Raw genomic sequence first — 11,254 nt, 5'->3', positions numbered from 1 at the left:
GCTTGTTACGTTCGATCCGGGGATCTTCCAGGGACGCAAAATGCTCAAGAAGGCTGGCTGACATGAGAAACTCCGATAGTCGTTTCTCGCGATCATCCGTCAACTACCCGAAAAACGGAATGTTTAAGCGCGCTCGCCCTGATCTTTACTTGGATCGGCGAGGAGCGTCTGAGTCTCGGCACGCTCACCCGGCGCCTGCGCGAACGGGGGATCCCTCGTCCCAGCGCTCAAGGCCGGTGGGATCGCACCAGCGTGTGGGGCATCCTTAAAAATCCCGCCGACTGCGGCCGAGCGGCGTTCGGCAAGACGCGCGCCCGCGCCGGCGCCCCCAACGGGGCAAGCACGCCGAGCCACGGCGCGATCGGCCCTACCGTCGGCGCGCGAGTTCCCGACCCTACTGATGAGGGAGGGCTGGTATTCTGTGACGAGGACTCGGCTATGGAGGCACCGCCAGACGAAAGGAGCGGAAACAGATAAGCTACGGCTACCGCGATGGATGACCTGCTCTCTACTCTACCCTGGTCGCTTTTGGATGGCGATTGACACTGGTGGATGTCTTCGGGTATGTCATGGAAGAGATCGAGGCAGAGCAAGCGTGCTGGAGTCAGCTTGCACGACAAGCACGTCTTTCAGGCGACCTCTTACGGAGCCTATTCCGGGATCCGTTGGGCGCTGCTGTCCAACCTCTCGACCTGGAGGATCTACCATATTTCGACGCACGATATCGTGACCGCGAGCTTGGTGTTCTCGGTCGATCTGTTGCCGGCTGTCGGCCTTGATGACTGCGAGCGATTGCTGCTGATTTCCCGCGACGGCATGACCCGCAAGGGGATGCTGGAGAAACGCTGGAATGAAGTGAGCGCCTTGACGCGCGCAAGCATGGTCCGGTCGATTCTGACCGAAGACGTCATCAACAGGGTCCGCTTGGTCATTAAGCGCGATACGGGGTGCAGCTTCGGCAACGATGAGATCCAGCAGGTCATGGAAGACATCTTGATTCACCCCTGAGTTATCCGGTTAATCCTGTCCATTCCAAAGCCTTGCGCCTTGGTCTGATTTTCCTGGAAACCGCCTAAGGATCCGCCGATGGCAAAGATTGTCACTTGTGAAACGCTCGACGGCCAGATGATACAGTTCGTCGACGAGGTCATCGGATCGGGTGCGATGAAGGAGGTGCATTTGTCGCCCGACCGATCCTATGTCGTCGCTTTCTACAAGACCCGGCAGGATTGTCAAGCGAAAGAGCGCCTCCAGATGATCGCCGGCAAATACCGCGAGAGCATCTTCAATCAGATCGGCGGCGACTACTGGCGGAACCTCTTTTGCTGGCCAACGGCGGTGCTTGAGCATGAGGGCCGGCTCGGGTTGGTCGCGCCGACCTATCCGGGACATTTCTTCTTCGAGCATGGCTCCAAGAATAACGACATGCTCGGCATCAAGGGGAAGGAAAAGGAGGGCAAGTGGTTCGCAGCGGCCAATCTGCGCAACCGCTTCGTCGACCCGCGCGAGCTGGGCGACTGGCTCAACCATCTGAAGGTCTGTCTGCTGCTCGCGCGCGCCGTGCGCCGCATGCACATGGCCGGGCTCGCGCATTCGGACCTGTCGTACAAGAACGTCCTGGTCGATCCCTCCCAGGGACTCGCCTGCGTCATTGATGTCGACGGTCTGGTGGTTCCCGGCAAATATCCGCCGGATGTGGTCGGGACGCCGGACTTCATCGCCCCCGAGGTGGTTGCCACCGCCCATCTCCCGAAAGACGACCCCAACCGCAAGCTGCCGCGCCGCGAGACCGATCTGCACGCACTCGCGGTGCTCATCTATCTGTATCTGCTCTACCGGCATCCCTTGCGCGGGGCCAGGGTTCACGAGATCGACGATGAGCAGCGCGACGAGCAGCTTTCGATGGGCGAGCGCGCGCTCTTCGTCGAGCACCCGACCGACCGGAGCAACCGCATCCAGGCGGCCAGCGCCAAACCGACCGAACTGCCCTGGGCCGATACCGAGCGGCTACCGTACACCCTCACCGGCCCTTATCTGTCCCGACTCTTCGAGCAGTCCTTTGTCTCCGGTCTGCACGATCCCGGTCAGCGCCCGTCAGCGAACGACTGGGAGACCGCGTTGGTAAAGACGGTCGATCTGATTCAGCCCTGCCTGAACTCCGATTGCGAGCAGAAGTGGTATGTCTTCGACAATTCCACCAAACCCTGCTGTCCGTTCTGCGGAACGCCCTTTCAGGGGAAACTGCCGGTGCTGAATCTGTACTCGTCCCGCGAGGAGGGGCAGTTCAGACCCGATAACCATCGGCTGATGATCTGGACCGGCCAATCGCTCTTTCACTGGCACGCGAATCATCTGATCGCTCCGAACGAGAAACTCGACGAGGAGCAGAAACGGCGGGTTGGGTATTTCGTTCTGCACGAGCGACGATGGTGGTTGGTCAACGAACGTCTGCCCGACCTGATGGACGTCGCAACCCGGATGGTCATCCCGATCGGCGGCAAGCTCGAACTTCAGGACGGGCAGCAGATTCTGCTGGCCAAGGGCGAGGGCGGCCGGCTGGTCGTGGTTCAGATGGTCGAAGCCTGAGCTGAAGCGCGCCAACGGCAACGTTCGTTGGTTCCGACGCGCGTTCTTTCGCGAAAAACGCTGCCTGTTGCCCTGGAACGGTGGTTTATGAATCAAACAAAACCCGTTGTCGCCGCCTTTGACTTCGACGGCACCATCACCACCCGAGACACCTTTGTCCCGTTTCTGGCGCTTGCTTTTGGTCGCGTCCGCGTTGGGCTGGCCTTCGCGAGCCTTGCCGGCGAAGCGCTGAAGGTCGTTCTGAAACGCTCCGATCGCGATCGTTTCAAGGCCAGGATCATCGGCAGTCTCTTTCCCGGTCGGTCGGTGCCGCCGTTGCGACGGCTCGGAGACGCGCACGCTCGCGCGGTGGAAGCGCTGTTTCGACCCGCCGCCTTGGAAAAAATCGCTTGGCACAGGTCGCAGGGGCACCGACTCGTCATGGTCAGCGCCTCGCTCGATCTATATCTGGAACCGGTTGCGGCGCGTCTGGGGTTCGACGATCTGCTCTGTACCAAACCCGCGGGCAATTCGTTGCTGTTCGACGGCGGGATGGATGGCGCCAATTGTCGAGGCCCCGAGAAGGTCAGGCGTCTGGAGGGTCTGCTCGGCGATTTAGCCCAGTACGAGCTTCATGCTTACGGCGACTCGGCGGGAGACCGGGAGATGCTGGAGGTCGCGGATGTTCCGCATTACCGACCTTTCGAGTGAGCGGACGGCCCGAACCGACGGTGCCGCTCGCAAGACTCTCTGCAAAACCGATCACGTCTTCCGGCGCGGACGCGAGGCGGCCAGACTGAGCCCGATGTTGGCCTGGTGAACAAAATGTTTGAAGTCGTCGAAGCTAACGGCATCGAGCGCTCGTTTGCTTAGGCCGCGATCCGTGTAAAAAAGTCCGATGCACTGATGATTGACGACGATGGGTGCAAGCATGAAGGGCGTGCGTCCAACCAGTTGCGTCAGTCGGGCGGGGATCAAGCGTGCATCGTCGCATTCGCGGGCGGTTACCCAGTGCGGGAGTTTGCGGTCCATGGTCTGAAACAGGATGTCGGGCGCACCGGGCGGGCGGATAAACTGGAAGCCACCGGTCAGTTCCGCCTGATCCTGCCCAAGCGCATATTTTGCCTTGATCGCCTTCTTGTCGGGCGTGGTCAGGGCGAACAGGACGCGATCCATGCCGACGCCTCGGTAGATTCCCTCCAGCGCCAGCTCCATGATGAGATTGAAGTCGCATTGGCCCGCATCGAGAAAAGTCGCAAGTTCGCGCAGGATCTTGATGCGCAACGGACCGTCGGGAGACGGCTGGAGCACGGGCACCGGCGGTCTTGCCGATGGCGGCTCTGCCGCCAGTGCGTGCTCGCCGAGGTCGCTTGGGCTGGGCTGGGGGATATGGACCGCGGCGAAACCGGCGCCCAGATCGGTCGCCAGCAGGCTGGCCGCGCGCGCCTTCTGGTATAGCAGCGCGCGGGCCTCCTCGGGCGGGAGATCGGTCAGCCTGGCGGTCTTCTGCACCAGTTGATTCATCTCGTCCGAGCGCCAGCCCTGTTCCTCGGCACAGCGAGCAATTCGTTGGCCTAATACGACGATCTGCATCCGTTCATCCATTTGCGTGGGATGGCTGATCGCCTTCTGCAGCAGTTCGGTCAGGTGCCATTCCTGGATCAATTGCTTGCTCAGATGGCTGAGCCGAAAGCCGAGCACCTTCTCCTGGGCCTGTTCGGGGGTGATGCCGGGCTGGTTCGACGCGCGCTCCAGCGTCTGGCCGATCTCGCCACTGAAACACCAGAAAGCCAACTCTCCGATGCGGGTGAGAAGGGTGGCGATGAAGACCTCTTCGGGCGATTTGTCCCCGCGCGCCGCCGCCAGCGCGCGCGCCTGGGTCGCGGAGTGCAGCGAGCGCGCCAGTTCGCGGCTCAGACGGTCCCGGGCGGCACCCTTGACCAGGGCATCGACCAGGGTCACCGCGAGGCACATGTCACGTACCGCATTGAAGCCAAGCACGATGACGGCGCGCGTAATCGTGCTGATGCCGGCGCCAGTCGGATTATAATAATATGGAGTTGGCCAGCTTGAGGACGCGCGCGGTCAGGGATGCGTCGCGCAAAATCACGCCTGCCAGTTCCGAGATCGGCGCCAGCTCATCGTCCGCAAAGGCGATGACCTTATGGGCCGTATCGTCGAAGATCGGCATTTCCTGTGCGCGGATCAATTCGACCCATTCGTCCAGACCGGTCGGAGTGGTTTCAGTTTTCAAGTCGGTATCGACACACTTAAGAACGGTAAACTATAGGCGAGCGGCGGGGGGCTTTCCAGATAGGCGGTTGATCTTTCGCAATCGTCCGCCGAGAGTTTCGCGATCCTGGCCCTCGGGAACGGACTCTCTGTCGCGCTCGGCATTTTATCTCTCGATGGATGTGCATCATGCCGTTTCTTCCTCGTCATCGTTTGCGTCTTGCCGCGCATGTCATGCGACATGGCGGCGTGGTCGCCTATCCGACGGAAGCGGTGTATGGATTGGGCTGCGATCCTTGGAATCGGGCCGCCGTGGAACGTCTCCTGACGATCAAGCAGCGCGATGTTTCCAAGGGACTCATCCTGATCGCGGCCGATCCTGCTCAACTGACGCCTTTTGTGGAGGATCTGTCCGCCGAGCGCATGGCGGACATCCACGCGAGCTGGCCGGGTCCCCACACCTGGCTCTTGCCCGTCCGCCCCTCGACGCCCTGTTGGCTGACGGGCCGTTTCGATACACTCGCGGTTCGGGTCACCGCCCACCCGCTTGCCGCCGGGCTGTGCCAGACTTATGGCGGTGCCATCGTCTCCAGCAGCGCCAATCGAGCCGATCGCCCACCAGCCCGTACGAGCTTGCAGGTGCGGTTGGCGCTGCACGATCAACCCGACGCTCTCCTCGTTGGCGCCTGTCAGGGTTCCGGACGTCCATCAAGCATCCGCGACGGTCGCACGGGGCGAGTGCTGCGGGGCTGAATTGGCCGCCAGCCGCCAGCCGCCAGCCGCCAGCCGCCAGCCGCCAAGGAGTGCGATTTTTCGTGACACCGCTCCGCGGTATCACGCATCAAGCGGCACTCCGCGCCCAGTGGCCATCCCGCGGTTTGGATGGCTGGCCAGGATCTGAAGAATCGATTGCGCCCTTGGACTTGTCCTCCTCCAATGCCGCCAACATTTGAATCGTGTCGGACGCGGTTCAATTTTATCGAGACAAGGCGAGAGGAATGATGATGTTCAAAGCAACGGAAACTGCGATCCGCTGGGTCGAACAGGGCAGGGCGCCGGATTCTCTCGTGCGCGCTGGAATTCGCCTGCTGCTGCGTCAGCGCCTGGCGAGTCTGCCGCTGCATGACTGCGAGGCAGCGATGCGTCACAAGCGCGAGTTCATCGCCATGATGGATGCCGCTCCGATCGCCGAGGTGCCGGCGCGGGCGAACGAACAGCACTACGAACTCCCAGCGGCCTTTTTCGATCTTGTACTGGGGCCGCGCCGTAAATACAGCAGTTGTTATTGGCCGGACGGAGTCAAGACCCTTGCTGACGCGGAGGAGGCAGCGCTGCGCATGACCGCCGAACGGGCAGGGATCGAGGACGGTCAGCGGGTGCTGGAGCTTGGCTGCGGTTGGGGCGCCTTCAGTCTTTATCTGGCGGAACGATTTCCGACTGCCCGGATCACGGGAGTCTCCAACTCACACGGCCAGCGCCAGTTCATCGAAGCGGAACGCGACCGTCTGGGACTTGCGAATCTAACGATCGTCACGGCGGACATGAACGACTTTCAGGCCGAAGGCCGTTACGACCGCATCGTCTCACTGGAGATGTTCGAGCACATGCGCAACCACCGCGCGCTCTTGCGCCGCGTCTACGAATGGTTGACTCCCGGCGGGCGTTTTCTGATGCACATCTTCGTTCACCGGGAGCATCCCTATCCCTTCGAGGACATCGGCCCCAGCGACTGGATGAGTCATTATTTCTTTGCTGGCGGCATCATGCCGAGCGACGATCTCCCGCTTCACTTTCAGGATGATCTGAAATTGATCACCCGCTGGCGTTGGGACGGCCGCCATTACGAGCGCACGCTCAATGCCTGGCTGGATCGTATGGACGCTGTCCGCGAGCAGGTCTGGCCGATCCTGGAGGAAACCTACGGCGCGGGCGAGGCGGCGACCTGGTGGATGCGCTGGCGGCTGTTTTTCATGGCCTGCGCCGAGCTGTTCGGGTACCGGAAGGGACAGGAATGGTTCGTCGGTCACTATCTGTTCGAACGGCCGACGTGAGATTGAGGTATGGCGCTCCCCGCCCGCATCCCGACCGGCGCGCGGTCAGGCATCGCGGGAGCGCCGACCGGTCAGTATTTGTACGGAATAGTTTGTCTTGCTCGGATCCGTCAGAATTCAGCGACTGCCCATTCGTCATGCTGATGTTTCCCCATGATTTTTCTTGACCCGGCGATTATCTATCACGATCTGGAGACCGATCTGGTCGCCTTCCGAGCCATCCTGGCGGATCGGAAGTTGGCGGTTGACGAATTCGCGTCAACCCATGGAGACACCATCCGCAAGCACTATGCTCGGGCAGGGGGATGTCAACTGGATCATGACACGGCTCATCAAGCCGCTCTTGCACTCTTGGAGTATCTGCGCCCATCCCCGCTTCATGACGCTCCACGAAGGCATGCGACGGCCTTGAGAGATACCCCCAGGCAGCGAACTCATTGAAACGCGGGTTTTCTGCGGCGTAGGGATCGGAAACGGGCCATCAAGAATGCTCGGCCGCGCTCAGCGTTTGCGATGCCGAAAAATCCAGGGGGTTTGGTGTTCGCCCTTGCGACTCCAGATCCCTCGCTTGGCCTCGCGAGCCTCGCGTTCTGCGCGAAAAAACCGTTTATCCTCGCAATAGCGCGCATAGACCGCCGCATTGCCGCTCCTGACTTGCTCCAGATTCAGCAGGAGCCGCTGTTTCGCTCCGACGCTGTAGACATCGCCCACCGTGCGCCCGAAGCGGTCCTTGTCGATCGGCACCAGTTCCAGTTGTCGGGTCGCGAGTTGGCGGAGTGAGTCGCGCGAGCGGTCAGACCAAGGCCGCTGTTTGTGCTCGGGGGCGTCGATGCAGTGCAATCGCACCTCAACCCGCTCGCCCTGGCAGGTCAGCCGCAGCGAATCGCCGTCCAGCACGGTATCCAGCCGGCAGGTCCGGCCCGAGGCGCCGAACGACCAGTTGCCCGGAATCAGCCCCGGCCCCCAGCGTTCGACCGCCCAGGCGCCGACCAGGAGCAGGGCGATCAACAGGGTCGAAAGGGGCGTGCGACGACGCCCCCGAGGTCCGGAATCAGCCATTGAGCCACAGATGGACCGCGATGCTCGACAGATAGCCGAGCGCGATCGCGGGCGTCCATTCCAGATGCGCGAAGAAGGTGTAGGTTCCGCGTGCTTGACCCATGAGCGCCACGCCAGCCGCCGAGCCAATGGACAATAGCGAGCCGCCGACGCCAGCGGTCAGGGTGACCAGCAGCCACTGGGTCTCGTTCATCTCGGGATTCATGGTCAAAACGGCGAACATCACCGGGATATTGTCGACAATGGCCGAGAGGAAGCCGATCGCGATGTTGGCATGGGTCGGCCCCCATTGGTTGTACATGAGATCAGACGCCATCGCGAGATAGCCGAGCTGTCCGAGTCCGCCGACGCAGAGCACCACGCCATAGAAGAACAGCAGGGTGTCCCATTCGGCCCGCGCGACCTTGTTGAAGACATCGAAGGGGGTCATGTCGCCAACCAGCGTGGCCCGATCCTCATTGCGTCGCTGCCAGCGATGGTGGCTCATGCGCAGGTAGTAACCGAAGAATTGCAGATAGCCAAGACCGGTGAGCATCCCGAGCACCGGCGGCAGATGCAGGAAGTTGTGGAAGCTCACGGCGGTGGCGATGGTCAGCAGAAACAGGACGATGATGCGCCGGGCGCCCCGTTTCATGGGCACATCCTCCGAGCTTGCGACCGGTTTGAAATTGGGGACGGCGAAGTGCATGAGGATCGCGGGCACCACGAAGTTGACCACGGCGGGCACGAACAGCTTGAAAAAACCGAAAAAGTCGACCATGCCCTTCTGCCAAACCATCAGGGTCGTGATGTCCCCGAACGGGCTGAAGGCGCCGCCGGCATTCGCTCCCACCACGATGTTGATGCAGGCGAGGGTGACGAAGCGCTTGTTGTCGCCACCGACCGCCAGCACCACCGCGCACATCAACAGGGCCGTGGTCAGGTTGTCCGCAACCGGCGAGATCAGGAAGGCGAGCACGCCGGTCAGCCAGAACAGCGCGCGAAAGCCGAATCCCTTGCGAATCAGCCAGGAACGCAGCGCGTCGAACACCTGCCGCTCCTGAAGCGCATTGATATAGGTCATCGCCACCAGCAGGAACAGCATGAGTTCGGCATATTCAAGCAGGTTGTGACGGACGGCCTCGCCGGCCAGATGCGGCTCGCCCATCTGAATATAGACGTAGGCGATCAGGCACCAGATGACGCCGGCGGCGATGATGACCGGCTTGGATTTGCGCAGATGCAGGAATTCCTCGGTCATCACCAGGACATAGGCCAGAGCGAAGATGCTCAGCGCGGCATAGCCGACGGCATGCGTCGTCAGGTCGATGGGGTTGGCGGTTTCCGACGCAAAGGCCGCAAAAGGGGCGAAGAGGGCGAAGATGCCCATCAAAAAAAGGGTCGCGGGGTGCATGATTGATCCTTCTTATGAACTGCTGGATTTATCCCGGCGGACGGGCCACCGCGCAAGATACCCTCTGTCTCGACGGTCGCCAAGTCAGGTTGCTTCGCTGCCGTCCGTCGAATCGGTCGATCGAGCCGCGCAACCCCCGCGCAGCCAATCCTGCCTGGCGGGATTCGGGCACCGTCTAAAGCGCCTTGAGCGGCTCCAGGAGTCTGTCGAAATCCCGTGGATTGACATACTGAATGACCACCTTGCCATTGGGCGCCATGGCGATGTCGAGTCCGCGCGCGGGATAGAGCCAATGGACAATCCCGGTCTCGGGTTCGGTCAGCTCTCGGGATGGCGGGCCGAAACGCTGTTCGAGCAGGTCGGCGTCGAGTCGCGCCTTGGGCAGGTAACTGATGCTCTGGATGGGACGCGAGGCGAGCGCCGTGGCATCGTCGGGGGTGAGTTTGATCTTTTTGCTGCCGCTGCCGAGTTGGCTGATGCGCAGTCCCCGGTCATACATACCAATCAGCGTCGGCTGGTCGACCTCCAGCGCGATGACGAAATCCGCGCGCAGGCGTTGCAGAAGGATCTGCTCGAAAAAGGCTTCCGCGGCATGGCGGGGCGGGTCTCCGGGGGTCTGGAACAGGTTCAGTTCGCCGTCTTCGCGAAACACCGCGCGGACCTCGGCGAGCGTGGTCTGTCCGAGGGTGAAGCCAAAGACGCGGGTACGCCCGGCCTCGTCCTGGGCGATGCGCCACGGGAGACGCTCGGTGATGTCGTCGAGCGTGGCGGGCATCAGCAACAGGATGGCGACGAAGCTCAGGATGGCGGCGCCGAGCACGGACAGGACGATCTTGCGGTCCATGGTGGTGGAATGCTCCCGAGGATGGATGAGGTGGGACGGCGACAGCCCGCGATGCCTCATGCTACGTGCCGTCCGGGCGAGGGGCAAGATGGATGGTCCAGGATTTGGGTTATGCTGTTGGCATGACAGATCAACTGTGAGATGGGCGAGATGGCAACCACGACGCTCGACGATGTCTGGGCACTGTTCCGGGAAGTGGCCGAGGCACAAAAAGAAACCGACCGGAAGTTTCAGGAGACCGACCGAGCCATCAAGGATGTCAACAAACGGATCGGCGAACTGGGCGGGCAATGGGGCCTGTTCGTCGAGAATCTGGTCGCCCCGGCCTGCGAGCGGTTGTTTACCGAGCGCGGGATCCCGGTGCACATGGTCAGCCGGCGTGTCATGAAGCGGATGGGCGGCGATACGCTGGAAATCGACGTGCTGGTGGTGAACGCCGAGCATGTGGTCGACGTGGAGGTCAAGAGCAGCCTGGGTGTCGAGGAGGTCCGCGAATTCCTGGAAGACCTCAAGCGTTTTCGCCATTTTTTTCCGGAGTATGCCGACAAGCGTTTGCATGGCGCGGTGGCGGGGATGCGCATCGAGGAAGGCGCGGCGGCCTTTGCGTATCGTCAGGGGCTGTTCGTGCTGGCGCAGACCGGCGACAGCGTGAGGATTCTCAACGACGCTAAATTTGCGCCCAAGATCTGGTGATCGGGCGCCTTGAATCGCCGTCGGACTTACTCTGCCATGAAAGCGGCGACGACGCGACGGCCCTCGGACATCAGAATGTTATAGGTCCGGCAGGCCGCGCCCGTGTCCATGATTTCAAAGCCAATCCGCTGTTCCATCATCCTGAAATACAGGCTTGGATCCGGGAAGATCTGAGTGCGGCCAGTCCCCAGCACGATGATCTGAGGCGAGAACGCCAACAGCTCATCCAGATGTTCCGCCATCAACTCGCTCGGTTGATTCGGCCCCCAGAGATCGACGATCCGCTCGGGTGTCACGATCAGACCCCGCCGATAGCGTCGTCCGCCGATCACGATACCGTCCACGCCATAGGCATCGATCAGGTAGCCGCTCGTATTGTCTGCTTCGGAAAATCGCATGCGGTCAACATACCCGATG

At 61.6% G+C, this 11,254-nt stretch carries 13 protein-coding genes; 7 read left to right on the top strand and 6 right to left on the bottom strand.

The window, feature by feature from the left end; genetic code table 11:
- Positions 1 to 75 precede the first annotated feature (75 nt).
- The 4 genes from CCR95_RS26365 to CCR95_RS14265 all read left to right on the top strand — a co-directional run bounded on the left by CCR95_RS26365 (position 76) and on the right by CCR95_RS14265 (position 3,276).
- On the top strand, positions 76 to 477 hold the full coding sequence (locus CCR95_RS26365; protein ID WP_201095586.1) for a recombinase family protein: 402 nt from the start codon (positions 76 to 78) through the stop codon (positions 475 to 477).
- 132 nt (positions 478 to 609) lie between these two features.
- Complete coding sequence (locus CCR95_RS14275; protein WP_242523254.1) at positions 610 to 1,008, top strand: hypothetical protein; 399 nt, start codon at positions 610 to 612, stop codon at positions 1,006 to 1,008.
- A 78-nt stretch (positions 1,009 to 1,086) separates the two neighbouring features.
- Positions 1,087 to 2,586: a helix-hairpin-helix domain-containing protein gene (locus CCR95_RS14270; RefSeq protein ID WP_201095582.1), complete on the top strand. Its 1,500-nt coding sequence runs from the start codon at positions 1,087 to 1,089 to the stop codon at positions 2,584 to 2,586.
- Between the two features lie 87 nt (positions 2,587 to 2,673).
- Positions 2,674 to 3,276, top strand: a complete 603-nt coding sequence (locus CCR95_RS14265) for an HAD-IB family hydrolase (RefSeq protein ID WP_201095580.1) — start codon at positions 2,674 to 2,676, stop codon at positions 3,274 to 3,276.
- Between the two features lie 51 nt (positions 3,277 to 3,327).
- Here the strand turns inward: CCR95_RS14265 and CCR95_RS14260 are convergent, their stop codons facing one another.
- Both CCR95_RS14260 and CCR95_RS25885 read right to left on the bottom strand, forming a co-directional pair.
- Positions 3,328 to 4,539: an HDOD domain-containing protein gene (locus CCR95_RS14260; RefSeq protein WP_276570266.1), complete on the bottom strand. Its 1,212-nt coding sequence runs from the start codon at positions 4,537 to 4,539 to the stop codon at positions 3,328 to 3,330.
- A gap of 70 nt (positions 4,540 to 4,609) precedes the next feature.
- Positions 4,610 to 4,819, bottom strand: a complete 210-nt coding sequence (locus CCR95_RS25885) for an HDOD domain-containing protein (RefSeq protein ID WP_276570265.1) — start codon at positions 4,817 to 4,819, stop codon at positions 4,610 to 4,612.
- A gap of 167 nt (positions 4,820 to 4,986) precedes the next feature.
- Here CCR95_RS25885 and tsaC point away from each other — a divergent pair, with 167 nt between their 5' ends.
- Both tsaC and CCR95_RS14250 read left to right on the top strand, forming a co-directional pair.
- Complete coding sequence (tsaC, locus tag CCR95_RS14255; RefSeq protein ID WP_201095578.1) at positions 4,987 to 5,550, top strand: L-threonylcarbamoyladenylate synthase type 1 TsaC; 564 nt, start codon at positions 4,987 to 4,989, stop codon at positions 5,548 to 5,550.
- Positions 5,551 to 5,801: 251 nt separating this feature from the next.
- Positions 5,802 to 6,848: an SAM-dependent methyltransferase gene (locus tag CCR95_RS14250; RefSeq protein ID WP_201095584.1), complete on the top strand. Its 1,047-nt coding sequence runs from the start codon at positions 5,802 to 5,804 to the stop codon at positions 6,846 to 6,848.
- A gap of 501 nt (positions 6,849 to 7,349) precedes the next feature.
- On the opposite strand, the gene CCR95_RS14245 is transcribed toward CCR95_RS14250, so the two are convergent.
- From CCR95_RS14245 to CCR95_RS14235, 3 genes are all read right to left on the bottom strand, one after another.
- Positions 7,350 to 7,907 carry a thermonuclease family protein gene (locus CCR95_RS14245; RefSeq protein ID WP_201095572.1) on the bottom strand — a complete coding sequence of 186 codons (558 nt, stop codon included), beginning with the start codon at positions 7,905 to 7,907 and terminating at the stop codon, positions 7,350 to 7,352.
- The gene (gene nhaD / locus CCR95_RS14240; RefSeq protein ID WP_201095570.1) at positions 7,900 to 9,300 is read right to left on the bottom strand and encodes a sodium:proton antiporter NhaD; all 1,401 of its coding nucleotides are present in this window, start codon (positions 9,298 to 9,300) and stop codon (positions 7,900 to 7,902) included. Before nhaD ends, CCR95_RS14245 begins: the two co-directional genes overlap by 8 nt.
- 175 nt (positions 9,301 to 9,475) lie before the next feature.
- The gene (locus CCR95_RS14235; RefSeq protein WP_338115402.1) at positions 9,476 to 10,204 is read right to left on the bottom strand and encodes a hypothetical protein; all 729 of its coding nucleotides are present in this window, start codon (positions 10,202 to 10,204) and stop codon (positions 9,476 to 9,478) included.
- Between the two features lie 90 nt (positions 10,205 to 10,294).
- Here CCR95_RS14235 and CCR95_RS14230 point away from each other — a divergent pair, with 90 nt between their 5' ends.
- Positions 10,295 to 10,837 (top strand): DUF3782 domain-containing protein, encoded by a 543-nt coding sequence (locus CCR95_RS14230; RefSeq protein ID WP_242523253.1) that lies wholly within the window; start codon positions 10,295 to 10,297, stop codon positions 10,835 to 10,837.
- Between the two features lie 26 nt (positions 10,838 to 10,863).
- On the opposite strand, the gene CCR95_RS14225 is transcribed toward CCR95_RS14230, so the two are convergent.
- Positions 10,864 to 11,235, bottom strand: coding sequence for an Mth938-like domain-containing protein (locus CCR95_RS14225; protein ID WP_201095559.1), 372 nt, complete (start codon positions 11,233 to 11,235; stop codon positions 10,864 to 10,866).
- Between the last annotated feature and the right edge of the window lie 19 nt (positions 11,236 to 11,254).

The sequence above is a fragment of the Thiocystis minor genome, from assembly GCF_016653465.1.
Taxonomy (GTDB): domain Bacteria; phylum Pseudomonadota; class Gammaproteobacteria; order Chromatiales; family Chromatiaceae; genus Chromatium; species Chromatium minus.
This window is presented reverse-complemented; position numbering and strand designations above follow the sequence as displayed.